The following is a 26,234-nucleotide window of genomic DNA, read 5'->3' as shown; positions in this document are numbered from 1 at the left end:
TATTTATTATAACACATAAATTTTTTTAGTTTAATCCCTATTATATAACTTTTGGATAAAATAACATTCAATTTAATTTAATTAGGATATTTTCATATGAAATCAAAATTCTCTTTTGTATTTGCTCTCTCTTTTATCATTTTATTTGCTTCGTGTTCAAAAGAGGTGGAGGAATACAACAAGCCGGCTGTTTACTGGTATGGCAAAATTGTGGAGTCTATTTCATCCGGAAATATTGAGAAAGCGGATGATTACTATTCCTCTTTACAGGGGGAACATATCGGGTCACCTCTTTTGCCTGAGGCAACCATGATTCTTGCAATTGCGCATATGCACAATGAAGAGTATCTGCTTACTGAACACTTTTTAAATGAGTATGTCAGAAGATATGCAAATGCCAATGAGAGAGAATTTGCGGAATTTTTAAAGATTAAAGCAAAATATATGGCCCTTCCAAATCCAAGACGTGATCAAGGGCTTATACTTGAGGCCATAAAAAATGCAAAAACATTCAAGCAAAATTATCCGCACTCTATGTACTACTCTTTGGTGGATACGATGCTGACAAATTTATATCTTGCTGATGCCTCTTTAAACAAGGAAATTGTCGATTTGTATACCAGACTTGACAAGCCGGAATCGGCAGCATATTATCGCACCTTAAGAGTAGAACCATGGATAAAATGGGATGAAGTTGAGCGTGCAAAAATACCATGGTACAGAGAAATATTTGAAGGAGACGGTACATCCAGCTGGTATGCTTTTATGATTCCGGATACACAGAGTGTCGTCTCTAGAAATACAGTTAAATCAGACAATAATAAAACAAAATAATATAAGGAAACTATATTTATGAAATTAAGCAACTACGGAGAATTTCCTGCTGACATCCCGGTGATAGCAGAAGATGAACTTTTTTTATATCCTTTTATGATTTCACCGCTTTTTTTAAGTGATGAAAAAAATATTAAGGCGGCAACAAAGGCCATTGAAAACAATTCTTTGGTGATAGTCTGCCCGACTAAGCCAGGACATGAAGGTGAAAGAGAGTATGACGCACTGTATGACGCAGGTGTGGTAGGTTCAATTATGCGAAAGGTTTCGCTTCCTGACGGACGGGTCAAAGTACTTTTTCAAGGGCTTGCCCGTGCAAAATCTTTATATAAAGTTGCAGAAGATCCGCTTATAGCCCATGTAGACGTGATGCAGTCAACAGAGGTTGATTCTTTAAAAATTGATGCAATACTTGAAGTCGTGCGTGAAAAAGTGAGAGCTTTGGCTGCTGTAAGTAACTACTTCCCGCCTGACCTTTTGCGAACCATAGAAGAAAATCATGATCACAACCGTATCATTGACCTGATATGTTCAACAGTAAAACTCAAAAAAGAGCAGGCTTATAAGCTTTTTGTAGAAACTGATACAGAAAAAAGATTTTTGGATCTTATCGATCTGTTGATTGACGAGATAGAGGCAAACAAGCTTCAGCGCGAAATTCGTTCAAAAGTACATACACATATAGAAAAAGTCAACAAAGAGTACTTCTTAAAAGAGCAGCTCAAACAGATTCAAAAAGAACTTGGAACGGACACATCCCGAGAAGAAGAGATAGAAGAGTACAGAAAAAAGCTTGAAGCCAAAAAAGAAAAAATGGGAGAAGATGCCTACAAAGAGATAAGCAAACAGCTTGAACGATTTGCACGTATGCACCCGGATTCTTCGGATGCTTCTATGACGCAGACATATCTTGACTGGGCTTTGGATCTTCCTTTTGGCGATTTGGCAAAAAAACCGCTTCGCATAGAGAGTGTGGAAGAACAGCTCAACAAAGACCATTTTTCGCTAAAAAAACCAAAAGAGAGAATCGTAGAGTATTTTGCTGTAAAAGAACTGCTTGAACTTCGCGGTGTTTCAGCGAAAAAAAGTGCTGGAGCGATATTGTGTTTTTCGGGTCCTCCGGGTGTCGGAAAGACTTCTTTGGCAAACTCAATAGCAACAGCACTCAAACGTCCGCTTATCAGAATAGCACTGGGCGGTCTTGAAGATGTGAATGAATTGCGCGGACATCGCCGTACCTATGTTGGGGCTATGCCGGGACGTATAGCACAGGGGCTTATAGATGCGAAAAAAATGAATCCTGTGATAGTGCTTGATGAGATCGATAAAATTACCCGCTCACAAAGAGGGGACCCGACAGCGGCTCTTTTAGAGATTTTGGATCCTGAACAAAACAGCGAGTTTCGCGATTATTATCTGAATTTTGATTTGGATCTGAGCAATGTAATTTTTATAGCAACAGCAAATGATGTCGGGCGTATTCCTGCTCCTTTGCGTGACAGAATGGAATTTATCACCTTAAGTTCATATACACCGCAGGAAAAGTTTGAGATAGCCCGTCGTTATCTGTTGCCGCAGGAGATTAAAAAACACGGACTCAAAAAATCTGAACTCAGTATTTCAAAACCGGCGTTAAAAGAGCTGATACACAGTTATACACGTGAAGCAGGTGTGAGAAATTTACGCCGCCGTATAGCTGAAATGGCGAGAAAAGCAGCTATGGAACTGTTAAAACACAAAAATGTTGCAAAAGTATCAGTGACACTGAAAAACTTAAAACAGTTTTTTGATAAAAGTGTCTTTGAGATTGAAAAAACAGACAAAGTCCCTGTTATCGGTGTAGTCAACGGCCTGGCATGGACAGCAGTAGGCGGAGATGTTTTACGAATAGAGAGTATCCGCATCAAAGGCAAAGGCAATCTGCAGCTTACAGGCAGTCTGGGTGATGTTATGAAAGAGTCTGCAAGAATTGCCATGAGTGTTGTAAAAACACTTATAGACAAACGAAAGCTGAGAATTTCTCAAGACAATATTCCGCTGACCTTTAAAGAAAAAGAGGAGATTATAGAGGTTGATCCGAGTGAGGTTTACAAGCGGTATGATTTACATGTACATGTACCGGACGGTGCAACGCCAAAAGACGGACCGAGTGCGGGTATAGCCATGGTAACAGTTATATCTTCCATACTCGGTTCCTATAAAGTGCGCTCTGATGTCGCTATGACAGGAGAAGTTTCATTAACAGGGGATGTTTTGCCGATTGGCGGATTAAAAGAGAAGCTTATAGCTGCATATAAAGCCGATATGACTAAAGCTCTGATTCCTGCAAAAAATTATGAAAGAGATTTGGAAGATATTCCAAAAGAAGTAAGAGAAGCACTTGAGATTGTACCGGTCAAACGGGTAGAAGAGGTATTAAAACAGGTTCTTGTGTAGAACCTGAAAATCCAAATTTATAATTACATGTAACGATACGCCCTTTTTGAATGTTTGTTTATTTGTTATAATGTTTAAAAAGAGAAATATAATGCTGAGAATATATATAGACGGCGATGCCTTTCCTAACCTCTTAAAACCGATTATTTTTCGTCAAATAGAAAAGTACGGCATAAAAACCTGTGTGTTTGCAAATAAAAAAATCAATATTGGAAAATCAAAAAATATAGAGTATGTCATTGTAGATGCAGGTGCAGATGAGGCTGACAATAAAATTGTACAAAAAGTACATTCGGGGGATTTGGTTATCACTGCAGATATTCCCTTGGCGGACAGAGTTATAGATAAGAATGCCCATGCAATAGATCACAGAGGCGAACTTTACAGCAAAGACAACATCAAACAGTATCTTGCAATGCGGAATCTCATGGAGAATATCAGAGAAATGGGAGAGATGACGCAAGGTCCGAAGCCTTTTGGTTCAAAAGATGCCGAACTTTTTGCAAATCAGCTAAACATGTTTTTGCAAAAACATATGCGATGACACTGTTTTAGATTTCGTCATTTTTCCAGGAAAAAATGGCATCATTTAAACTTTCAAATCCACTTTCTTTGCCGATAATGAAAATTTCATCAAAAACATAACAGGTGACTCGTGTATTTGGTTCAAGCAAGAATACGGCATATTCTTCATTCTCTTTTTGATTGACAGATAAAACACGCATGTCATCAACTATATCTCCAACCTGTGGCGTTACATCAAACTCAACATTAAGTAATTTTTTGCCGTCGCTACTGTAGATTGCCATGATTGCCTCTATTTTTTTGTATAATAAGTATTGCTTTAAAATAGCAATACTTATTATACTCAAAGAATAGGAAATATATGAAATCCGTTATATTTGTATGTCTTGGCAATATCTGCCGTTCCCCGTTGGCAGAGGGGATTGCCAAAAAAATAGCACAAGAACATAAAATAGATATAAAAATAGACTCTGCAGGGACAGGAGACTGGCATATCGGCGAACCCCCATGTGAGGGTTCTATCAAGGTGGCACAAATGCACGGCATAGATATCAGCCATCTTAGAGCGAGACAGTTTACAAAAGAAGATATTGATGTATATGAGTTGATAGTTGTACTTGATGAAAACAACAGGCTGCATGTCAAGAAACTGGGTGCCAAAAATATAGAAAAGCTGGGATGTTTCGCATTTAATTGTCAGGATGTTCCGGATCCGTATTTTTTTGACGGATTTGACGGATTTTTAGAAGTCTACAAAATGATAGAAGTTTGTGTAAATAATCTTTTTAGTGTAAAATTACTTCAAGAGGAAAAATAATGAAAATTGCAAAAAATATAACTGAATTAGTAGGCAACACGCCATTGGTAAGGCTGAATGAGGCATCAAAGCTGACAGGTGCCACGATATTGGGAAAATGTGAGTTTATGAATCCGACAAGTTCGGTCAAAGACAGAATAGGATTCAATATGATCCGCAGGGGTATAGAATCAGGACGTATTCAAGCAAATACAACGATTATTGAACCTACAAGCGGAAATACAGGAATTGCTCTGGCAGCCAACTGTGCAGCTCAAAATTTAAAACTTATTTTAACTATGCCTGAGTCTATGAGTGTAGAGAGAAGAAACCTGCTCAAAGCTTTAGGCGCTGAACTGGTACTGACTCCGGCTGCAAAAGGGATGAACGGAGCCATTCAAAAAGCACAGGAAATTCAGGAAAATACACCGGACTCTATAATCTTACAACAGTTTGAAAATCCGGCAAATCCGGAGATACATGAAATCACAACGGCACAGGAAATCCTCCGTGATACAGAGCAAAATCTGGATGCTTTTGTGGCAGCTGTAGGGACGGGAGGAACGCTTAGCGGAACTTCGAAGGTCTTGAAAGAACATATTGCAGATATTGCTGTTTTTGCAGTAGAGCCTGAAGCTTCGGCAATTCTCTCAGGAGAGAGCCCGGCTCCACATAAAATTCAGGGAATAGGCGCAGGTTTTGTTCCTGCAATTTTAGATACCTCCTGTTACCGTGAAGTGATAAAAGTGAGTAATGAAGATGCCATAGCAACAGCCAGAATGTTGGCAAAAAAAGAGGGATTGCTTGTAGGTATATCTTCAGGGGCAAATGTATATGCTGCTATGCAGGTGGCTTCACGGGAAGAATTCAAAGGCAAAACGATTGTGACCGTTTTATGTGACACGGGAGAAAGGTACTTAAGTACAGAACTTTTCAGTGAATAAAATTCAATATTTAGAAACAATCAAAGCAGTTGATGCAAAACTGTTTCATCTTGCATACCATCAAAAACGGCTTGAGAAAACAGTTGGGCATTCCGGCATTATACTACAAGATATTTTACATCCTCCCGCATCAGGATTTTTCCGGTGCAGGGTTGTATATGATGGCGAAGAGTACAGCATCACATACCATCAGTATAAAAAAAAGAGTATTCAAACTCTGAAACTTGTTTTTGATAATGAGATAGAGTATTGTAAAAAATATTATGACAGAAGCAAAATAGAGAAGCTGCTGGAAAAAAAATCTTTTTGCGATGACATACTTATTGTAAAAAATTCTCTTATTACAGATACATCCATTGCCAATATCGCTTTTAAATATAAAGATGAATGGATAACACCAAAAAGCCCTTTGCTTGAAGGAACGACCAGAGCAAGGTTGCTCGAGAGCGGGAAAATCAGAGAAGATGATATATCTGTAGAGGATTTAAATCATTTCGAACAGGTTGCACTGATGAATGCTATGATAGATTTTGATATAATACCAAATGAAAACATAAGGGATATAATTTGTTAGAAAATATAATACAAGACAGAGATTTTGCACACTTAATGAAAAAAAATATTCAGGAGTTGATTGTTCTGCTGTTTGAAAAAGAGCAGAATTTCGGTATTTTATGTAAAATCGAAGATGTGAGTTTTGCACCGGCACTACCGGAAAGTATAAACGCTGAGTTTCGTCCGTTGACACTTTTCTTTTTAGCAGGATATACATTTGAGACTGCCAGAATAGAGGATGATATTTTAATTTTTGAGGCAGGTTTTGGCAGTGAAAATTTTGGAAGTGTTGTACATGTACCCTTGCTGAGTATTTTACAGATTATTATCGATGAAACTCCGGTTTTGATTAATATATCTGCATATAAAGAGGAAACAAAGAAACAAGAAGCTGATATAGACGAAAGCGGAGTGAAAAACTCCATGGCATCTTTTCTCTCAAATCCGGAAAACTCCAAGTTTATAAAATAAGACGCTATCTACACTCTGTTAAGCGAGAGCAGATAATTGACTACATTGTCTACAAAAGCATCATGTTTTCTGTCTTTTAGATAGGCTATGTAAAAACTTCTTGTAATTTTATGGTTTTTTAGTCTGGCTTCATAAAGTTGGCCGTTTTCGATTTCTGACTTGATGACATGACGGGACATAATAGAGACAAGAGGTCGTTCTGCGTTCTTGTCTGCATGTAAAATAGACTCCTTGATGGAAGTCGGACTGGCAAGAACACCGATAACATTGAAATTATTACACTGCACTCCCATCTCTTCAAAAACTTCTGATGTCAGTTTTCTTGTGTGGGAGTCCTCATTGCGACAAATCCAGTCGAAATCGAGTAAATCATCTGCACTGAGATGTTTTTTCATCGGCTGGTTTGAAAAAACGACCAATTCATCTTCCACCCATTCTCTGTAAATGACACCATCTCTGAAAACAGGAGATTCGATGAGTGCGACATCTATTTTTTTATCTTCAAGCTGGTCAATAATGTTTGAAGAGAGATCCACATTCATAAAAACTTCATTGTTGATGCGTTTTTTTATTTCACTGAGATAATTCGGAAGCACATAATTACCGATTGCAAAAGAAGAACCCATGACAAAAGTGAACTCTTTGTTGATTATTTTTAACAACTCTTTTTCACTGCTGTGTATAGCTTTTTCAAGTCTTAAAGCGATTCTGTAGAGATCTTCACCCTCTTTTGTGAGGATAATTCCGTTTTTCTTTCTATCAACGATTTTTGTATCAAGATAATCTTCAATGAACTTGATTTGCTGCGTGACAGCGGGCTGGGAAATCCCAAGTTTTGCTGATGCTTTAGAGAAGCTTTTCTCTTTTATAACCATCAAAAAAGTATGTAATTTCGCAAAATCTTTTAACATAATAATTCCTATAAGTATCAATAATAGTAAAATTATAACTCATAATTATAATTATTGCAATAGTTTTGTAATAATTTATGACATTTTAGCTATAATAAGTAGAAATACAACTTAGTAGTGAACATATATGGAAAAAATTTTTAATCATTTAAATGAGTCTCAAGCAGCAGCAGTAAAGCAAACAGAAGGACCTGTCCTGATTCTTGCAGGAGCGGGAAGCGGAAAGACGACAACAATTATTTCACGCTTGGCGTATCTTATTGAGGTTGTGGGTATTCCCGCTTCAAATACACTTACCCTGACGTTTACAAACAAAGCTGCAAAAGAGATGAAAGAGCGTTCTCTCTCTATGATAGAAAATGTCGCCTATCCTCCTCTTCTTTGTACCTTTCACAAGTTTGGACTTCTTTTTTTAAAATTCAATATACATCTTCTGGGCAGAGCCAATAATTTTGTTGTGATAGATACAGATGATAAAAAGAGAATCATTAAAAAAATAAATTCTGAGCTGCCGACACCGCTTATCGCGAGTGAAATTTCCAGATACAAAAACTCTTTAATGAGTCCTGATGATGCCTACAAGCAGACTGAACTGTTCAGTTACAAGCAGATTGCCGAAGTTTTTGCAGAGTATGAAAAATATTTACTGGAAAACAATCTTGTTGATTTCGATGATCTCATCGCGCTTACCTATAAACTTTTGGATGAAAACCCTGAGTTGTCAAAGGCTACCTCGCAGAAATATCAGTACATTATGATTGACGAGTACCAGGATACAAACGAACTGCAGTTTAAGCTGTTACAAAAACTTTGTACAGTGCATAACAATTTGTGTGTAGTCGGTGATGACGATCAGAGTATATACGGCTGGCGTGGTGCGCATATTCGCAATATTATGGAGTTTGACCAGGATTTTTCAGGCACACATGTCTTTAAACTCGAAGAGAACTACCGTTCACGTGCGCCGATTTTAAAAGTTGCCAATGCGCTTATCGAGCACAACCGGTCCCGTTTGGGAAAAAAACTCATAGCAACGCGTGGCAACGGGGATGATGTGACAACACTGAATTCTAATGATGAAAACGAAGAGGCAAGAAAAGTTGCCGCAAAAATACAAAAACTGCTTGAGAGCGGAGTACGTGCCAGAGAAATAGCTATTTTGTACCGTGTCAATGTTCTGTCACGTTCTGTAGAAGAAGGCTTGAACCGTTACGGGATTAACTATAAACTTGTGGGTGGTTTGCGATTTTATGACCGGGCAGAGATAAAAGACCTTATTTCTTATATCAGGGTGATTACAAATCATCATGATGACTTCTCCTTGAAACGTATAGTCAACAAGCCGAAACGCGGACTGGGCAAAGCAAGTTTGGATAAAATTGAACTTGCAGCTCAGAAAAAGGGAACTTCTATTTATGAATATATCACTCAGGCATCCATGGAAGAACTTGAAGGCCTGGTCAGAAAGAAAAATGCTGCAACGCTCAAAGAGTTTGCTAAAAACATTCAAGAGGTTGCCGGTATTGCGCAGGCGTCTACTTATGAGTTTATAGATGCTTTGGAAGAAACTTTTTCTTTGAAAGATATTTACAAAAATATGCAAGACTCACAGGAAAGAATTCTCAATATAGATGAGTTTTACGGTCTTTTTAGAGATTTTGTAAAAAAATCACCACAGAGTTCTTTGGATGAGTTTTTAAACGAACTGACGTTGCAAAGTGAGCAGGACCAGGTGGAGGGGGAGAGTATCTACATGATGAGTATACATGCCTCCAAAGGTTTGGAGTTTGAACATGTTTTTGTCATAGGAATGGAAGAGGGCTTTTTGCCACTGACAGGAGACGGAAGTGATTTGGAAGAAGAGAGACGACTTGGGTATGTTGCGTTTACCCGTGCCAAAGAGACCTTGACGCTTTGCCATGCCGGGAGCAGATTTTACAAAGGGCGCAGAAGTGATTTGGAAAAAAGCCGTTTTTTCAATGAAGCCGGACTTTGCAAAGGCTCTTTAAAGTGTGAAAAAAACACAGCATTTAAAAAAGGTGATCTGGTACGGCATAAAATCTTTGGAACAGGGCGCATTATCGGTGTGAGTAAGTCGGGAAGAGAGTTTAAACTCAAGATTAATTTTGCAGGAACAAAACGCGATATTCTTGCATCATTTGTAGAGAAGTTATGAATCGTCTTTTTGTTGCATACAAACCTTCGGGAGTAGGCTCAAACAAGTATCTTTACAGTCTGAAAAAAAAGTATAACAATAAAAAAGCAGGTTTTGCCGGAACACTGGATCCTTTTGCCAAAGGCGTGCTTTTGGTAGGTTTTGGCTCACATACGAAACTTTTTAGATTTTTGAACAAAACACCTAAAAGATACAAAGCGACTTTGTGGCTTGGTGCAAAGAGTGATACCCTTGATACAGAGATGATCGAAGAAGTTGTACTTCCTGAACCTTTACATGTAAAGGAGATTGAAGCGGTGCTTTTGTCTTTAGAGGGTGAATTAGAGTATAAACCGCCGATTTTCAGTGCAAAACGGATAAACGGACAGCGAGCGTATGATTTGGCACGTGCGGGAAAAGAGGTTGTTCTCAATACTGTCAACTCAACTGTTTATGAAATGAAACTGATTCACTACTGCCATCCCTTTGTGACCTTTGAAGCAAGTGTAAGCGAAGGGACTTATATACGTTCTCTGGGAGAGATGATTGCGCATAAACTTGGTATAGCGCATGGAAGTTTAAGTATGCTTGAGCGACTGAATGAAGGACAGTTTGTTTATGAGGATGAAAAAGCCTTGAATATCAAAGAATCTTTAAACATTCCCCAGAATTACTATTTGGGTGAAAGCGATAATGTAAAGTATGGAAGAGTTCTTGCTTTAGAAGATTTAGAGTTGCAGGATGACGGCACATACTGGCTGGATAATGGCGAAAGCATCTCCATTATTACAGTAAATGAGGGCAGAGTAAAATATGAATTAGGCAGGATAGAATGTTAGTACTTGCAAGAAAAGCAGATGAATCTATAGTTATTGGTGAAAATATTGTTGTAAAAGTTATCTCTGTAGAAAACGGTGTCGTAAAACTCGGAATTGACGCGCCAAAAGAGATTTCCATCATTAGAAATGAGCTTATCGAAGAGGTCAAAGCGAGTAACAAGGCGGCTTCTTTGGGGACTGTAGACGAAAATGATATTCTGTCTTTGAACAAAATACTGGGAAAATAAAAAGCGGATGAAAAAGTATAAGGCCTATGCCAAAGTAAATATTTTTTTAAAAATAACAGGCAAGAGAAACGAGTACCATGAGATAGTCTCTCGATTTATGAAAGTCAATGATTTGTATGATGTCCTCTCCTTTGTATCAAAACAAGATGTTCAAGCCAAAGCAAATGAGTTTAAAATAATTGGTGATTTTGATTGTGATACAAAACAAAATACCATTTATAAAGCATATGTAGCCTTGAAAGAGGCTACATCAAGCGCTGCACTTGAAAAACTTATGCAAACGTATGCGGTGGCTGTTGAAAAACACATTCCCGCATTTGCAGGTCTTGGCGGAGGCAGCAGTGATGCGGCAACGTATCTGAAAATGTGCAATGAAGTACTGCATTTGGGTCTGAGTCTCAATGAACTCGCACAAATAGGTTTACATGTAGGGGCGGATGTGCCGTTTTTTATTTATGGATACAATAGTGCCAATGTCAGCGGAATAGGGGAAGTGGTAGAAGCCTTTGAGGAAACACCGCTCTCATTTGATATGTATACACCCAAGATACAAATCAGCACTCCAAAAGTCTATAAAGCATACAGAGAAAAATTTTACAGACCCATAGACGGATTTCAAGCCGATGCATTGAAAAAGAAATCTTCAGTAGAAATCTTGCAGGAACTCGATGCAAAAGAAGCAAATGATCTTTTTGCGCCTGCATTGCAGGAGTATACAGAATTGGAAAAACACTATAAAGAGGGCTACTTCTTCAGCGGCAGCGGCAGCAGTTTTTTTAGAGTAATTTAATAGTTTGCACCATTTTATTGGCATAAGAGAGTGTTTTTTGTCAAAGTATTCAATATTATGATACAATAAAAATTGTCAAAATAAGGGGGGCAAGATGAGAAAATTATTACTAATAAGTGTGTTTGCATTGACGTTGTCAGTTACTTCTGCATCAGCATATAATCTTAAGTCAAATATGATACTTTTAAACACAGAATTACGAGAAGTTCAACAAGGCTTTATAACTAGTGATAAAGAGGGTATAAAAGTTTCGATTGAACGGTTTGCAAAACACGCCAATGATTTATTGGCTGATAAAGAAAAATTTGAGGAGATGCTTCCTGAAAACAAGAAGCATAAAGCCAACGAAGCGATTATGAGTGCACAGATTATTGCACATAATGTTCAGATTATATTAGACGCTATTGCGAATAAATATAACCAGTCGGGTAAACTTCGAAGAGAAGAGTCTCAAAGAGCTTATACCTATATTGAGCATGCCTGTTTTCGCTGTCATAATATAGTTCGCGACGAAAACTAAAACAATAAACATCTCTTTAACAATCCAAACCTTAATGAATGCATGCTAAAATAGCAGAAATATTTTAGGCTATACAGTTTAGAAGGAAGTGGATTATGGGTGAAACAATAGCAAAAAACAAAAAAGCGTATCATGATTATTTTATTGAAGAGAAGTTTGAAGCAGGGCTGGTTCTTACAGGGAGCGAGGTCAAAGGCATACGTGCGCATCGCGTTAATCTTAAAGACAGTTTTATCCGCTTTGTCAACGGAGAGGCTTTTTTGTTTAATGCGCATATCGGCAGACTCGAGACGACGCACCATTATTACGGGCATGAAGAGCGCGGGGCAAGAAAACTGCTTTTGCATAAAAAAGAGTTAGAGAAAATGCAAAAGGCTGTAGCACGTGACGGGTATACCATTGTGCCTTTGCAGCTCTATTTTAACAAACGCAACATTGCAAAGCTGCAAATTGCCATAGCAAAAGGAAAACTGCTGCATGACAAAAGAAATGATTTAAAAGAGAAAGACCAAAAGAGAGACATTCAAAGGGCGATGAAGGATTATTGATGAAACTTTTGCTTTTTTTGTGCTTTTTTGTCTCCTCTCTTTTTGCTTTACATGTAAAGATAGTCAATGATGAGGTAGGTAACGGCAAGACAGTACTGGTGAAGTTTGCAAAAGAAAAAGGCATTGAATACAAAGCACTCTTTTTTGAAGAAAAAAAGATAAAAATTTTTCCGAATCCTTTGAACAGGAGTGAATATTATGCCTTGATTCCCGTCTCCTATTACGACAAACCTGTTCAAAAAACCGTGAAAGTTATTTATCTGCAAAACGGGATAAAAAAACACAAAGAGCTTTCTCTTACAATCAAAGATGCAAAATACAAAAAAGAAACCATCCGTGTAAGCGCTTCGAAAGTAAATCCGACGCTGCCCAAGATAAAAAAAAGAATCGCAAAAGAGTACAAGGAAGCTATGAAAATTTATCATACAATAACAAACAAAAGCTATATGCATTCAGATTTTATCTTGCCGGTGGAGAGTAAAATTACAAGTGCTTTTGGTACAGCAAGAATTTATAACGGAGCTTTGAAAGGGTATCACAGCGGGACGGATTTTCGGGCGAAAACAGGCACACCGATTAGAGCGTCCAATGACGGAAAAGTCGTTTTGGTCAAAAAAAGATTTTATTCGGGAGGCACTGTTGTCATTGATCACGGTGAAGGCATTTATACCTGTTATTTTCATATGAGTAAATTCAATGTCAAAACAGGTCAGCTTGTCCAAAAAGGAGAACTTTTGGGCTTATCAGGAAAAAGCGGCAGGGTAACAGGTCCTCATTTGCATTTTTCAGCTAGAATTGCCGGTGTACAAGTTGATCCGTTGCAACTTATAACATTACTTAATAATAATTTAATTTTAAATAAATAGGAAAACAATTATGACACTTTTTCAGTTACTTATGCTTGGAGCCTCTGCTTTTTTTGCATACAAAATTTACGAACATATACAAACACTTAAAGATCCGCAGGACCAACAGCACACAGGTGCTCAAGGTGAACGAAGTGCTGAGGCATTTTCCCCTTTTGATGCCTCCTCTTTGGTGGAAAAAGCCGATGAAGAGATGCAAAAGGGAGATTTGCAAAAAGCGCTTGCCATTTACAGCGAGGCAAATATTAAAGATCCAAAGAACCCTGAAACACTCTTTAAAATGGGTTATACACTTGCACAGCAAAACAGGGATGATGAGGCTATGGAGTATTACAAAGAAGCGTTGGAACTGGACCCGAACAATACCTATATCCATCAGGCGATGGCATCCCTGTATAGAAAAGCGGGTGAATATGCGAGTGCAAGAAATCATCTCAACAAGTCGCTTGAAATTGATGCCACAAACCCTATTACCTACTATAATTACGGGAATCTGCTTGTTGATATGAAGCATTTTGATGAAGCAAAAGGAATGTATGAAAAAGCGATAGAACTTGACCCTGAATTTAAAGAAGCAAAAGAGGAACTGAAAAAAATCAAGAAGGGAGAATCGCTGTGAAAATATTGGAAATATACAAATATCTCAATGAGCTTTCTCCTTTTGATATTCAGGAGTCATGGGATAATTCCGGTCTTTTGATAGGTGATTTCAAAGATGATATTTCAAAAATTGCTTTGAGTATTGATGTAGATGAAAAACTGATTGATTCTTTGGATGAAAATACGCTGCTTATTACGCACCATCCGATTATTTTTGGCGGACTCAAACAACTTGAGTTCTCTCAATATCCTGCAAATTTGATTCAAAAAATGATTAAAAAAAATATTTCAAATATTGCGATGCATACAAATTTTGACCAGACACACTTAAACGAATATGTTGCAAAAGAGATACTCGGATACGAAATTTGTAAAAAAGACGGTTTTGTTGCATACCTGGAAGTGAATGAAGATTTTGATATATTCGCAAAACATGTTTCAAAAGCATTTGGACTTAAATGTGCAAGAACAGTTAAGTGTGCGCAAAGAGTAAAAAAAGTGGCCCTGACAACAGGATCGGGATGTTCTTTGATGAAGAGTCTGGATGCTGACTGCTTTTTGACAGGTGATGTAAAATATCATGATGCAATGGAGGCAAAAAGTATAAAATTGTCTTTAATTGACATCGGACACTATGAAAGTGAGTACTTTTTTGCACAAATTATGCAAAAGCATTTGAAAATTTTAGGTTTAGAAGTTATAATTGCATCATCAGAAAACCCATTTACATATATTTAGGTCTAATAATACAGGTAATGGTAGAAGTAAACCCCTAAAGGATCCCAATGAACAAGCACTTAAAACAATTAATCGATCTGTCAATTATAGATAAAGAGATAGACGCATTTGAACCTCAGATTGAAGAAGCAAATGCAAATTATGAAGCGGCTCTTGCAAAAACAAAGAGCATAGAGTCGGATATTGAAAATTTAACGAATGAAATCAAAGACGAAGAAGTTAAAAAAGCAAAAAACGAACTGCATCTCTCGGAACTTTCACAAAAACTTGAAGAGAATGTAAAAAAAAGCTCTGAAGTAAAAACAGAACGTGAGATGAAATCGCTGCAGCTTGAAGAAGAGATTGCCAAAGAGCAGGTCACATTTGCAAATGAAGAGATTCAAAGACTTGAAAAAATCATTGAAGCAAAAAAAGAGCAGATTGAAGCTGCAAAAAATGCTCTGGAAGAGTTAAATGCAAATTTGGAAAGTGTAAAAGCTGATGTAGATACAAAACTTGAAAAAATACACAAAGAGAGACAAGAGGTTTTCAAAAGAAAAGAGACTCTTTTGTCAGATATCAATCAAAAAGGGCTTGCTTTTTATCAAAAAATCCGTCGTTGGGCAAAAAACACAACAGTGGTTCCTGTTGAAGAACAGGCATGTATGGGATGCCATATGATAATAGGCGATAAGGTTTATGCTGATGTCATAAAAGGTGAAGATATCACTACATGTCCCCACTGCGGACGCATCCTTTATGTGAAAGTTAACGAAGAGTAGGCTTGAAGCCGTTTTTCCTTTTCTATTATGTACTGAGTGTAATGCTGTTTATAACAGCATTGCCTCTTTTGATATTGCTTGCTTTTAAAAAAAAATACAAAGAATCAATTCCTGCACGTTTTTTTCTTTTTAAGAACCCTCCGTTTCGCAGTACAAATGCAATTTGGTTTCATGTCTGCTCTTTAGGCGAAGCCAGAGCTCTTAAACCGCTTCTGGATCTATTGGCAAATAAAAAGATACTTGTGACAACGATTACACAAACCGGACACAATGAAGCAAAAAAATATAATGCAGAGGTACGTTATCTTCCGTATGAAATGTATCTGCCGTTTTGGGTCAAACCGCAGAAAAAGCTTATTGTACTTGAGGCGGAATTTTGGTATCTGCTCTTTAGCATAGCGCGTTCACGCGGTGCAGAAGTTATTTTGCTTAATGCCAGAATTTCAGATAAAAGTGTCAAAAAATATATGAAGTTTGCCTGGTTTTATAAAAAACTTTTAGAGAATGTAGATATGGTTTATGCTCAAAGCGAAAGTGACAAAAACAGATTTTTGGCCTTGGGTGCAAAACACATTGAGGTGATTGGCAATATAAAATTGGCAGGTGAAATCAAAAAAACAAAAGAATACGAAAAGCCCGATGCGGAAGTAATTGTAGCTGGAAGTACCCATCCTGGTGAGGAACAAAGCATTTTAGAGGCATTTTTTGCCTATGAAAAGAGCAAAGAGGCAAAACTTGTAATTGTTCCCCGTCATCCGGAACGTTTTGCAGAGGTATATAGCTTAATGGAACGATACGGCAGGCAAAATAATGCCACTGTTTCCCGTTTTTCAGAAGGAAAGAGTTTTGCAGGTGATTTGATTTTAGTCGATATGATGGGTGAACTCAACAATATTTATGCCATCAGCGACATAGCCATATTAGGGGGTGCTTTTAAAAATGATGTCGGTGGGCACAATCCGCTCGAACCGGCTTATTTCGGATGTAAAATCATTACAGGAAAGCATTTTTTTCACCAAAAAGAGTTGTTTAAATATGTCCATCACGTGCAGTATGTTGAGCCGGATGAAATAGCCGATGCACTTGAGATGACAAAGGAGTTGCCGCCTTCAATGGTAGAAGAGCAGATAAACCTGGAACCCGTGGTTCAAAAAATATTAAAAAATTAAAAGGAGCTGGTAAAATGGCAACAGAAAAAGCGTATAAATTATTGGCACAGCAAGAGGGAATTTCCAATTCCAATGCAAAGTCTATGATAGACAGAGGACTTGTGTATGTCGGCAACAAAAAAGTGATGATTGCCCGTGGTGAAATTGATGAGCGAACGATATTCAGAGTAGAAAAAGTAGAACACGTTAAGCCTATTTTTGAAAATGATGACATTGTTGTAGTCGATAAGCCGGCACATGTAAACTCGGACGAGATAGAGCGTCAATTTAAACCGGCGGTACTGTTGCACAGACTCGACCGCGAAACAAGCGGTGTTTTAATGCTTGTAAAAAATGAGGAATTTCGTCAGCGTGCTATCAAAGAGTTTCGTGATGACAAAGTTTACAAAGAGTATATCGCCTGGGTTGAGGGAATAATGACCGAGCCGATTGAAGTAGACAAAGCAATTACAACACAGAAAAAAAACAACAAAGCCTACTCAAATGTTTCTCCAAAAGGAAAACCGGCAAGAACGGAGTTTTTTCCTGATATTGTCAGTGCCAAAAAAACAAAAGTCAAATGTATTATTCACAATGGGCGCACACATCAGATAAGAGTCCATGCACGTTATATTGACCATCCTATAGTCGGTGACGAGCAGTATGGCGGGCGTCGTGCAAAACGCGTGATGCTCCATGCCCATAAAGTCAGACTTCTTGGAATGGAGTTTGTGGCAAAAGAGCCCAAAAGCTTTGTTACATTTGAATAATTAAGAAAAACTTAGTTACAATTTCGAAAAAATTTATATAGAATAAAAGAGGTGTTTTCATGTTCGGTACTTTAACAGATAGCTTTACAAATGCAATAAAAAAGATTCGTTTCCATGACGATGATAAAGCACTCTCAAAAGCACTGAATGAATTAAAAAAGAATCTTTTAAAAGCAGATGTCAATCATAAGGTTGTCAAAGAATTGATTCAAAAAGTGCAGATACGCACAAAAGAAAAAGGTATTGGAAAGGATCAGTTCCTTGAAGCTTTGCGTGAAACCCTTAATGAGCTGTTAGATATAGGCGGCAACCGAGGATTCGTCTTTGCTCCCAACCCTCCGACTGTGATTTTGATGACAGGACTGCAGGGGTCTGGTAAAACAACTACAACCGGTAAGCTTGCAAATTATCTTAAAAACAAAGGCAAAAAAGTACTTGTTGTTGCAGCTGACTTGCAACGTCTTGCCGCGGTAGAACAATTACGCCAGATTACCGCACAAATTGAAGTTGAATTGTATGAAGATGAAGCAACAAAAAATCCTGTAGATGTTGTACAGTCTGCATTAGAGTATGCTGATTCCAAGATTTTCGATGTTGTGCTTATAGATACGGCCGGTCGTCTGGCTATTGATGAAGAACTTATGGATGAGCTTGAAAATGTAAAAAAAGCGGCAAATCCTGATGAAATCTTTTATGTGGCCGACTCTTTGACAGGGCAGGATGCCGTACGCACAGCAACGAGTTTTAAAGAAAAAATCGGGATTGACGGCGTAATTCTTTCTAAATACGACGGAGATGCAAAGGGCGGTGTTGCTTTGGGTCTTTCATCTCAGGTACAGGTACCGCTTCGTTTTATCGGTCTGGGTGAAAAAATGGAAGATTTGGAAGTCTTTTTACCGGAGCGTATTGTCAACCGTCTGATGGGTTTTGGTGATGTAGAAGGACTTGCGGAAAAAGTAACGAATGTTATTGATGAAAAACAGGCGAAAAAACTGACAAAAAAAATTCAAAAAGGCAAATTTAACTTTAATGATTTTTTAGAACAGATGGAACAGATGAAAAAAATGGGAAGCATGAGTTCTATCATAGGAATGATTCCGGGCATGGGCAATATGTCCAAAGCGATTAAGGATTTTGATTTTGAAAACTCCGGAGAGCTTAAAAATATCAAAGCCATGGTTGCTTCAATGACAAAAAAAGAGCGAGAAAACCCCGACCTGTTAAATAACTCAAGAAAGCAAAGAATTGCAAAAGGGTGCGGCCTTGATATCGTTGAAATAAACAGAATGATCAAGCAGTTTAAAAATGCAGGGAAAATGGCAAAGAAATTTTCCGGCAAAAACGGTATGAAGCAGCTTCAGTCGATGATGGGTCAGGCAGGCGGACCAGGAGGTATGGGTGGCCTGCCAAGATAGAGATTGTAATTTAAGAAAAAAGTGGATATAATTCCATTTCAAATAAATCTTTTTAAACAATACCTCTGTGATAAAAAGATTTGTAGCCTGTTTACCGGTTACATGTGTACATCCAACTATAGAGATGGTAAGAGGGAAGCAAAATTATTTAAGAGAAAAAAGACTCTTCTACATTTATACCTTCCCAAAAAAACTTAGCATTTATAGTAATAAACTCTCAATATGTATACATGTAACCGGTAACAGGTAAATAAAAAAACAGGAAACAAAATGACAGTAATTAGACTTACTCGTATGGGAAGAAAGAAAAGACCATTTTACCGTATCGCGGTAACAGACAGCCGTAAACGTAGAGATGGCGGTTGGATAGAACTTATCGGATATTACAATCCAATGACAAAAGAGCTGAAAGTTGACAATGAAAGAGTTGATTACTGGTTGGGTGTCGGTGCTCAGATGAGTGATCGTGTGAAAAAGATCACTGGTCGTTAATTATGATTGCTGATTTTGTCGCACAATTTGCAAGACTGATAGCATCACACCCCGATGATATCAGAGTTGAAGTTCAAGAGGGCGATGAAATAACAGAAATAGTTCTCTACGCAAACCAGGCAGATATAGGGAAATTAATAGGAAAAAGCGGTAAGATGATTGGTGCTATTAAAACTGTGATTTCCGGATGTAAAGCAAAAGATGGTGTGAGTTACCGTATCAATGTCGAAGCAGTCTAGTAAAGAAAAGTTGTTGCATATAGCAACGATTGGTAAAACCGTCGGCATTCATGGAGATATGAAATTGCATCTTAAGTGCGATTTTCCTGAACAGTTTGTTAAGGGAGCCACTTTTTTAATCAATAAAAGTGAGCGCATTACTTTAAGTGATGTTGATTTGAATCGTGGATTGGTTCGCATTAACAGCATTGCAAATCCTGAAGATGCCAAAAAGTTTACAAATGCAAAACTTTTTACCACCTACGAAGAGACAAGAAAAAACTGTCATTTGGAAGAGGATGAGTATTTCTGGTTTGATTTGGAAGATTGTGAAGTCTATGAAGATGACAAATGTCTTGGCAGAGTAAAAGAGATAGAGAGATTCAATACTACCAATTATTTAAGTATTGTTACGGATGAAAGTTTAGTCGAAAGCGGTTTGGCCAAGAGCTTTTTGGTTCCTTTTATTGAACCGTTTAAAGTGGAAGTTGACATTGAGAACAAACGCATCACACTCAGTGGTGCTGTTGATATCCTGGAAGCTTCTTGAATGCGCTTTACTTTTGTTACTCTTTTTTCTGCTCTGATTGAAGGCTATTTTAAAGATTCGATTTTGAAACGGGCCATTGAGAAGGATATCATAAAGATAGACTATTTGAATCCTCGGGATTACTCAAAGAACAAACACTCTAAAGTTGATGATACGGCAGTAGGCGGCGGTGCGGGAATGGTAATGAATCCACAGCCGCTTTTTGATGCACTGGATGATTTGAAAAATAAAGATGAAAATGTTCATATCATTTTTTTGACTCCGGTTGCCAAACCTTTTGTACAGAATGATGCAAAGCGTTTGGCAAAGAAAACCCATATAGCTTTTGTGAGTGGAAGATATGAGGGAATAGATGAAAGAGTTATTGAAAAATATGCGGATGAAGTATTTTCTATCGGTGATTATATTTTAACAGGAGGCGAACTGGCCTCTCTGGTTATATGTGATGCCATAAGCAGAAACAAAGAAGGTGTTCTCGGAAATGCCCAGTCTTTGGAGATTGAGAGTTTTGAAACGCCGCTTTTGGAAGCACCGTCATTTTCAAAACCACAAAACTATGAAGGTTTAAGTGTTCCATCAGAATACTTAAAGGGAAATCATGGTAAAATTCGCTCACTAAAATTAGCCTTGTCTGAAGCAAAGACCAAATTCTTTAGACCAGAACAGCTATTAAAGCACAAATCGGAAGAACGATTACGCTAAATCGCACCAGTGCGATGGGCTTTTCGCCGAGAAAAACAAAGTGTTAACGTAGAGAAAGGAATTATTTCCATTCTCGTTATAAATCAAATGGAGGGTTTCCTTCATTTATGAAATAAATTAAGGATCTAGTCTTATGAGAAATAAGTATATTGAAAACTTTGAAAAAGCACAAACTGCTGAGAAAAATATTCCAGATTTTCGTGCCGGGGATACTGTAAATTTAGCAGTAACAATTAAAGAAGGTGACAAAACTCGTGTACAAAACTACGAGGGTGTTTGTATAGCTAAGCGTGGTCAGGGAACAGGGCAAACTATTACAGTACGTAAAATCGGTGCTAACGGTGTTGGTATTGAGAGAATTTTCCCAGTTTATTCTGACTCAATCAATGAAATTAAAGTGATTCGTCGCGGTCGTGTTCGTCGTGCGAAACTTTTTTATCTTCGTGCACTTGCCGGTAAAAAAGCCCGTATTAAAGAACTTAGAAGAAAATAATTCTTCTGGGCTCTTGCCTTCTTCATATTTTATAACATTCCCACATTACACATATTTTTTAAACTCCGTAAAAATTAATCTAACTTTTTAGCATAAATAACAAATTCATAGTATAATCAATAAAAATAGACATTATTTGGATAACAATGAACTACATAGCAGACTTAAAAAAGGTCGTAGAAATAAATTCCTATACAAAAAACACAGAAGGTGTGAACCTTGTCGGTGAAATTTTTGATGAATGGTTTGGGGCATTGGGTTTTGAAACTGTCATTTACAAACGCAACAATGTCGGTGATCATCGTTACTACAAGTCTTTACATGTAAAGAATTCTCCAAAATTACTTTTGCTCGGACATATTGACACGGTTTTTCCTCCCGGAAAATTTGAATATTTTACAGAAGATGACACCTGGGTATACGGACCGGGTGTATGTGATATGAAAGGCGGCAATATTGTACTGCTTGAAGCACTGCGCCAGCTTACATGTAAAGGCGTGAAAATTCAAAATATTGATATTCTTTTGGTCAGTGATGAAGAGACTGGGAGTGATGATTCCAAATATCTGACTGCTGAACTTGCCAAAGAGTATGCGTATTGTTTTGTGTATGAAGCGGCCGGTGCGCATTTGGAACTTGTAACCGGACGAAAAGGTGTAGGAACTTTCTTTGTTGACATAGAGGGCAAAGCAGCCCATGCAGGCAATCATTACAGTGAGGGCTGTGATGCAAATTTAGAACTTGCATACAAGCTGCAAAAACTTGTGCAGTTGACAGACCTGGACAAAGGTACAACCGTTAATGTCGGAAAAATTATGGGGGGAATAGGGGCAAACACTGTCTCTCCGCAGGCACAATTGGTTTTTGAATTGAGATACAAATATTCTGCTGAGAAAGAGAGAGTGTTGGCAGCCATAGAAAAGATTGTGCAAACCTCTGTTGTTGATGGCGTAAAAGCAACATTAAGCGGTGGTATACAAAGAGATGTGATGCAGACAACAGAGGATTCAATCGCTCTACTTAAAAAAATAGAAAAGATTACACAACAGCAAATATCCGCGGAAGAAAGAGGCGGTGTGAGTGATGCAAATATTGTCAGCGCATGTGGTGTTGTGACACTTGATGGTTTCGGACCGTTTGGTGACGGAGATCATACAGTAAAAGAGCGGGCGAGCAAGGAGAGTTTTGTCCGTCGCATAGAGATGAGCAGAAAGCTCTTTGGGTATTTTATAAAAAATTTAAAATTTTAGGGGATGTCAATGAAAAAAAGAAAAATCGGCATGTGGTTATATAAGAATGGCGGCGGAGACAAAATAGCAAAAAAAATAATTAAAAAACTCAAAGAAAGAAACATTGAAGTATTAAACGATATTAATTTGCGTCATGCGATTGCAAAAAATGCGCATATACTCTATCACGGAAAAGAGTATCATGGAGAAAAACTCGATACACTGGATCTATTTTTTTCCTATAATGCAGGGGAACAGACACAGTATCAAATGTACCTGTATCAGGCATTAAACCGAATTATTCCGATGATTAACTCTTATGAGTCTTTTGCTTTGACAGAAGATAAGTTTCAGACCTCGTTTGTTCTGAGAAACAGCGGTGTGAAAACAGCTGATTATAAGCTGTGTCATCGGGATGATGGGCATGAACTTAAAAAAATCATTAAAAAATGGGACAAAATGGTCTACAAGCCTACTGATGGCTGGGGTGGTGTGGGACTTACCAAAATCGAGAATGAAGCAAGCCTGGATATGCTTATGCCTTTTTTAAATCAGATGGATCTGCGCTATTTTTATGTAGAAAAATTTATTGATTATGATAATACGGATTTTAGAGTTGATATTGTTGACGGAGAATTTGTTTCGTGTTACGGAAGAAAAGCCAGCGGAACTGACTGGCGTACAAATGTGACAAGCGGCGGCAGTGTTTTTGTACGTGAAGCAAATGACGAAGTTGTCAGTATTGCAAAAAAAGCATGCAAAGCAACAGGTGTGGATATTGGTGGCGTAGATATTATTTATGACAGAGAAAAAGAAGAGTATATTGTTTTGGAAGTAAACGGTATTCCTGCTTTTGCTACTCCTGAACAGGAAAAAATGGGATTAAACTTTAATGACAAAAAAATTGATTTAATTGTGGATTTAATTGACAGAAAAACGAAGTAAGAGTATCATTTCAAAAAAATGAAGGCAATGGCTTGAGACAACAATATAGTTCATATGATGAATGTATAAATTTTTTTAATTCTGCTCAAAAGAGACATCCAAATCTTGTTAAAGTAGAAACAATAGGACAAACATGGGAAAGCAGAGATATTATTGCTGTCTCAATTACTAAAAATGTAGAGGCACATCTGAAAAAACCTGCACTTTTTTACACAGGTACAATTCATGCAAGAGAATGGATTGGAATAGAACTTTCTCTTGCTTTTGCAAAATATATTTTAGAACATATTGATTATGAACCACAACTTAACAAAATATTGGACAATACAACACTCTATATGGTCCCCTGTGCAAATCCGGATGGTTTCGAATACTCAAGAAACCATTTTTCTTTTTGGAGAAAAAACCGGAGAAAAAATCCTGACGGAAGTTACGGGGTTGATTTAAACAGAAATTTCAGTGTAGGTTTTACTCCGAACAAAAATTATACTTCGAATGTCTACTCTGGTCCGAAACCGTTCAGTGAACCGGAAACCGCAGCCATTAGAGATTTTATACTCGAACGCAAAAATATTACAATTGCTTTGGACTACCATTCTCAGGGCAATGTATTTTTTCCTGCACACAATTTTATTCATGAAGATGCGGAGGATGCTGTCGACTTGAATCTTCTGGCGGGAAATATGGCAGAAGAAATAAGAAAAGAGTCTTCTCGTGAATACGGCATTCATATGGGAAAACCGCCTGTGCATCTCATTTCAGGAAGCGGACGCGAGTTTTACTATTCTCAGGGAATCCTTTCGCTTGTAGCAGAAGTCGGAACGAGAAACATCAGTGACTATATTGAGAATATGAGTGAGAATATCCAGGAAAATATTCCAGCTTTGATTATGGCTCTCTCCGAAGTAAACAATTACAAAAAAGAAAACAATTTACAACGTGTTGAAAATTTTGTGGCAACAGGTATTGGGGCAAAAGAGGTAGAACTCAGCTGGGAGTATATAGAAGACGAAACAATTTATTTTGAAATTTATCGTTCAACAAAACTCAAAGGGTTTGCGCAGGCCTCCAATCGAATTGCCATGACAAAAATGAAAAGTTTTACAGATTCCAATTTAAAGAGTTCGACAAATTATTATTATTATATTCGTGCGGTCTGCAAGGACAAGTCAATTAAATCACCTTATGCTCAGCTTGTTGCGGTAAGAACAAAACCGGCTGAAAATATGTTTTCCAAAATTTTATATCCCATTGCAAGCAAAATAGGATATGTCGGAGAAAAGACACAAAAGAACAAAGATCATTTTGGGAACAATTCTCTGTTTGTCGGAATTTCAGAACAAAAAGGGGAGTGTTACGGAGTGTGTGGATTTTCCTTAATGACAATTCCGGAAAATGCGATTATTACAGCAGCAAAAATTTCATTTTATCCGATGAACCGGGTTGCTGTACAGGTTGAGCGCTATGGTCAGTGGCGGGTTGGACAGATGGATGAGCGTACAATAGACAAAATAGACAGTTTTGATGATATAAAAAATGCAAAAATGCTTTCTTATATAGATCGACCAACCTCTTCACATCAATTGGCTCAGGGTATATGGAGAGAATATCAATTTGCAGAACAGGAAATAAAAGTTCTTGAAAAAGCTTTAAAAAGACGAGAAGCATATTTTAGAATGCAAGGACCGACCTCTTTGCCGCTTGACAGGTCTTCTCAGTTGATGCAGTGGGATATCGGATATGGAAAATTCAGTGGAGGATTAACCTACAGACCAAAGCTTGATATTTCGTATACCATACATGAAGCAAAACTGGATATTCAATCTTCTTATGAGTTTACAGTCAATCATGACAATATAAAAGATAATGCGCTTAAATCCGGATATGACGCAAGTGGCAACCTGAAATATGCATGCATTGAATTTGATTTATTGAATTTACCGGATATGGAAAATACCGTAGTATCTGATGCGTATATAGATTTACAGGCATATCAGGTGAATGCAAAAGAGAATAATTTACGTTTTCATATAGAACTGGTGGAACCGATTACAGGTGAAATTACCTATGAGAAGATAAAAAACAGAAACATTATTGAGAGAATCGGATATGACGTAAGTATTACAGAGATCAAGAGGTCTTCAAAACAGAGATTTGTTTTTGATACATATGCAATTCAGGAAATGCTTGAGTTGGCAAAAGAAAAGAAGAAAGCCTTTTTTGTAATTTCCGCTTCATCAGAAACTGAGATGTCCAAAAATGCTGATGTAAACTGGATAGACAATAAAAAAATAGATAAACCGGTTTTAACTCTGGATTACATCCGTAAAAGGAAAAATCCGCCAAAACAGGTAGAGAACTTACGGGCAAGTATGGAAAACGGAATAATAAAACTGCAGTGGGAAAGTCCTGAAGACGATGGCTACAGAGGTGTGATTGTTGTAAAAAACAGATTCAAGGTTCCATGCTCTCCTTATGATGGACAAAAACTCTATGGCGGCAGTGATAATTATACGTATGATAATTTTGGTGATTTGAATGTTCATAAATATTATGCAGTATTTTCATATGATGATGTTCCAAATTTTTCTGAACCTGTATATATTGAAGTAAACAGTTAGAAGTTTGTTTGCGTCAAACTTCTATAAAAAGTAACAAATAAAAAACTTCAAAAACTTTTTAAAAAACCCACCAAACATTAAGCAGTCTCTAAGCAATACTCCCCTATAATTCCCATCCACAAACAGAGAGACCTT

Annotated in this window: 30 protein-coding genes; 28 read left to right on the top strand and 2 right to left on the bottom strand. The window is 37.6% G+C overall.

Translation table 11 applies throughout. The features are described from left to right. The first annotated feature begins 96 nt into the window (after positions 1 to 96). The 3 genes from bamD (at position 97) to MNY28_RS08845 (ending at position 3,814) form a co-directional block, all read left to right on the top strand. Positions 97 to 834: an outer membrane protein assembly factor BamD gene (gene bamD, locus MNY28_RS08855; protein ID WP_346389595.1), complete on the top strand. Its 738-nt coding sequence runs from the start codon at positions 97 to 99 to the stop codon at positions 832 to 834. An 18-nt stretch (positions 835 to 852) separates the two neighbouring features. Beyond that, positions 853 to 3,270, top strand: coding sequence for an endopeptidase La (lon, locus tag MNY28_RS08850; RefSeq protein WP_346389594.1), 2,418 nt, complete (start codon positions 853 to 855; stop codon positions 3,268 to 3,270). A gap of 91 nt (positions 3,271 to 3,361) precedes the next feature. Continuing rightward, on the top strand, positions 3,362 to 3,814 hold the full coding sequence (locus MNY28_RS08845) for a YaiI/YqxD family protein (RefSeq protein ID WP_151899592.1): 453 nt from the start codon (positions 3,362 to 3,364) through the stop codon (positions 3,812 to 3,814). Between the two features lie 7 nt (positions 3,815 to 3,821). On the opposite strand, the gene MNY28_RS08840 is transcribed toward MNY28_RS08845, so the two are convergent. Then, on the bottom strand, positions 3,822 to 4,079 hold the full coding sequence (locus MNY28_RS08840) for a hypothetical protein (protein WP_346389593.1): 258 nt from the start codon (positions 4,077 to 4,079) through the stop codon (positions 3,822 to 3,824). Between the two features lie 77 nt (positions 4,080 to 4,156). On the opposite strand from MNY28_RS08840, the gene MNY28_RS08835 reads away from it, so the two are divergent. From MNY28_RS08835 to MNY28_RS08820, 4 genes are read left to right on the top strand one after another with little or no spacing between them, the layout of a single operon-like run. Continuing rightward, positions 4,157 to 4,612 (top strand): low molecular weight protein-tyrosine-phosphatase, encoded by a 456-nt coding sequence (locus MNY28_RS08835; RefSeq protein ID WP_346389592.1) that lies wholly within the window; start codon positions 4,157 to 4,159, stop codon positions 4,610 to 4,612. Beyond that, on the top strand, positions 4,612 to 5,535 hold the full coding sequence (cysK, locus tag MNY28_RS08830; protein ID WP_346389591.1) for a cysteine synthase A: 924 nt from the start codon (positions 4,612 to 4,614) through the stop codon (positions 5,533 to 5,535). The genes MNY28_RS08835 and cysK overlap by 1 nt, the downstream gene beginning before the upstream one ends. Beyond that, positions 5,528 to 6,109 carry an aminotransferase class IV family protein gene (locus MNY28_RS08825; RefSeq protein WP_346389590.1) on the top strand — a complete coding sequence of 194 codons (582 nt, stop codon included), beginning with the start codon at positions 5,528 to 5,530 and terminating at the stop codon, positions 6,107 to 6,109. The genes cysK and MNY28_RS08825 overlap by 8 nt, the downstream gene beginning before the upstream one ends. Further along, on the top strand, positions 6,103 to 6,561 hold the full coding sequence (locus tag MNY28_RS08820) for a hypothetical protein (RefSeq protein WP_151899597.1): 459 nt from the start codon (positions 6,103 to 6,105) through the stop codon (positions 6,559 to 6,561). Before MNY28_RS08825 ends, MNY28_RS08820 begins: the two co-directional genes overlap by 7 nt. 8 nt (positions 6,562 to 6,569) lie before the next feature. On the opposite strand, the gene MNY28_RS08815 is transcribed toward MNY28_RS08820, so the two are convergent. Continuing rightward, a complete protein-coding gene (locus MNY28_RS08815; RefSeq protein ID WP_151899598.1) occupies positions 6,570 to 7,472 on the bottom strand; it encodes a LysR family transcriptional regulator in 903 nt (300 codons plus the stop codon). Between the two features lie 127 nt (positions 7,473 to 7,599). Between MNY28_RS08815 and MNY28_RS08810 the strand changes: the two genes are divergently transcribed. The 21 genes from MNY28_RS08810 (at position 7,600) to MNY28_RS08710 (ending at position 26,099) form a co-directional block, all read left to right on the top strand. Further along, positions 7,600 to 9,648 carry a UvrD-helicase domain-containing protein gene (locus MNY28_RS08810; protein WP_346389589.1) on the top strand — a complete coding sequence of 683 codons (2,049 nt, stop codon included), beginning with the start codon at positions 7,600 to 7,602 and terminating at the stop codon, positions 9,646 to 9,648. After that, positions 9,645 to 10,466 carry a tRNA pseudouridine(55) synthase TruB gene (truB, locus tag MNY28_RS08805; protein WP_346389588.1) on the top strand — a complete coding sequence of 274 codons (822 nt, stop codon included), beginning with the start codon at positions 9,645 to 9,647 and terminating at the stop codon, positions 10,464 to 10,466. The genes MNY28_RS08810 and truB overlap by 4 nt, the downstream gene beginning before the upstream one ends. Then, complete coding sequence (csrA, locus tag MNY28_RS08800) at positions 10,460 to 10,693, top strand: carbon storage regulator CsrA (protein WP_151899601.1); 234 nt, start codon at positions 10,460 to 10,462, stop codon at positions 10,691 to 10,693. Before truB ends, csrA begins: the two co-directional genes overlap by 7 nt. A 7-nt stretch (positions 10,694 to 10,700) precedes the next feature. Continuing rightward, a complete protein-coding gene (locus MNY28_RS08795) occupies positions 10,701 to 11,483 on the top strand; it encodes a 4-(cytidine 5'-diphospho)-2-C-methyl-D-erythritol kinase (protein ID WP_346389587.1) in 783 nt (260 codons plus the stop codon). 94 nt (positions 11,484 to 11,577) lie between these two features. Then, a complete protein-coding gene (locus MNY28_RS08790; protein ID WP_346389586.1) occupies positions 11,578 to 12,003 on the top strand; it encodes a hypothetical protein in 426 nt (141 codons plus the stop codon). A gap of 95 nt (positions 12,004 to 12,098) precedes the next feature. After that, positions 12,099 to 12,551 carry an SsrA-binding protein SmpB gene (gene smpB, locus MNY28_RS08785; RefSeq protein ID WP_151899604.1) on the top strand — a complete coding sequence of 151 codons (453 nt, stop codon included), beginning with the start codon at positions 12,099 to 12,101 and terminating at the stop codon, positions 12,549 to 12,551. Beyond that, complete coding sequence (locus tag MNY28_RS08780) at positions 12,551 to 13,417, top strand: M23 family metallopeptidase (protein WP_346389585.1); 867 nt, start codon at positions 12,551 to 12,553, stop codon at positions 13,415 to 13,417. The genes smpB and MNY28_RS08780 overlap by 1 nt, the downstream gene beginning before the upstream one ends. Before the next feature lie 10 nt (positions 13,418 to 13,427). Further along, a complete protein-coding gene (locus MNY28_RS08775; protein WP_346389584.1) occupies positions 13,428 to 14,036 on the top strand; it encodes a tetratricopeptide repeat protein in 609 nt (202 codons plus the stop codon). Next, positions 14,033 to 14,755 carry a Nif3-like dinuclear metal center hexameric protein gene (locus tag MNY28_RS08770; protein ID WP_346389583.1) on the top strand — a complete coding sequence of 241 codons (723 nt, stop codon included), beginning with the start codon at positions 14,033 to 14,035 and terminating at the stop codon, positions 14,753 to 14,755. Before MNY28_RS08775 ends, MNY28_RS08770 begins: the two co-directional genes overlap by 4 nt. A 47-nt stretch (positions 14,756 to 14,802) precedes the next feature. After that, positions 14,803 to 15,516: a C4-type zinc ribbon domain-containing protein gene (locus MNY28_RS08765; RefSeq protein ID WP_346389582.1), complete on the top strand. Its 714-nt coding sequence runs from the start codon at positions 14,803 to 14,805 to the stop codon at positions 15,514 to 15,516. 2 nt (positions 15,517 to 15,518) lie between these two features. Beyond that, positions 15,519 to 16,685, top strand: a complete 1,167-nt coding sequence (gene waaA / locus MNY28_RS08760; RefSeq protein WP_346389581.1) for a lipid IV(A) 3-deoxy-D-manno-octulosonic acid transferase — start codon at positions 15,519 to 15,521, stop codon at positions 16,683 to 16,685. A gap of 14 nt (positions 16,686 to 16,699) precedes the next feature. Beyond that, entirely contained in the window at positions 16,700 to 17,434 is a 735-nt protein-coding gene (locus MNY28_RS08755; RefSeq protein ID WP_151899610.1) for an RNA pseudouridine synthase, read from the top strand. A gap of 59 nt (positions 17,435 to 17,493) precedes the next feature. Beyond that, positions 17,494 to 18,849: a signal recognition particle protein gene (ffh, locus tag MNY28_RS08750; RefSeq protein WP_346389580.1), complete on the top strand. Its 1,356-nt coding sequence runs from the start codon at positions 17,494 to 17,496 to the stop codon at positions 18,847 to 18,849. 270 nt (positions 18,850 to 19,119) lie between these two features. Continuing rightward, a complete protein-coding gene (gene rpsP, locus MNY28_RS08745; protein WP_151899612.1) occupies positions 19,120 to 19,341 on the top strand; it encodes a 30S ribosomal protein S16 in 222 nt (73 codons plus the stop codon). Positions 19,342 to 19,343: 2 nt separating this feature from the next. Continuing rightward, complete coding sequence (locus tag MNY28_RS08740; protein ID WP_151899613.1) at positions 19,344 to 19,580, top strand: KH domain-containing protein; 237 nt, start codon at positions 19,344 to 19,346, stop codon at positions 19,578 to 19,580. After that, on the top strand, positions 19,564 to 20,109 hold the full coding sequence (gene rimM, locus MNY28_RS08735) for a ribosome maturation factor RimM (protein WP_346389579.1): 546 nt from the start codon (positions 19,564 to 19,566) through the stop codon (positions 20,107 to 20,109). Before MNY28_RS08740 ends, rimM begins: the two co-directional genes overlap by 17 nt. Beyond that, on the top strand, positions 20,110 to 20,811 hold the full coding sequence (gene trmD, locus MNY28_RS08730) for a tRNA (guanosine(37)-N1)-methyltransferase TrmD (protein ID WP_346389578.1): 702 nt from the start codon (positions 20,110 to 20,112) through the stop codon (positions 20,809 to 20,811). A gap of 133 nt (positions 20,812 to 20,944) precedes the next feature. Beyond that, positions 20,945 to 21,304, top strand: coding sequence for a 50S ribosomal protein L19 (gene rplS, locus MNY28_RS08725; RefSeq protein ID WP_151899616.1), 360 nt, complete (start codon positions 20,945 to 20,947; stop codon positions 21,302 to 21,304). Between the two features lie 146 nt (positions 21,305 to 21,450). Then, positions 21,451 to 22,554: a M20 family metallopeptidase gene (locus MNY28_RS08720; RefSeq protein ID WP_346389577.1), complete on the top strand. Its 1,104-nt coding sequence runs from the start codon at positions 21,451 to 21,453 to the stop codon at positions 22,552 to 22,554. 9 nt (positions 22,555 to 22,563) lie between these two features. Next, the gene (locus MNY28_RS08715; RefSeq protein WP_151899618.1) at positions 22,564 to 23,478 is read left to right on the top strand and encodes an ATP-grasp domain-containing protein; all 915 of its coding nucleotides are present in this window, start codon (positions 22,564 to 22,566) and stop codon (positions 23,476 to 23,478) included. Between the two features lie 32 nt (positions 23,479 to 23,510). Further along, a complete protein-coding gene (locus MNY28_RS08710) occupies positions 23,511 to 26,099 on the top strand; it encodes a M14 family zinc carboxypeptidase (RefSeq protein WP_346389576.1) in 2,589 nt (862 codons plus the stop codon). Positions 26,100 to 26,234: the final 135 nt, after the last annotated feature.

Source organism: Sulfurimonas sp. NWX367, assembly GCF_039667065.1.
Lineage (GTDB): Bacteria > Campylobacterota > Campylobacteria > Campylobacterales > Sulfurimonadaceae > Sulfurimonas > Sulfurimonas hydrogeniphila.
The sequence above is the reverse complement of the archived record's forward strand: the minus strand, read 5'-3'. Positions and strand labels throughout refer to the sequence as shown.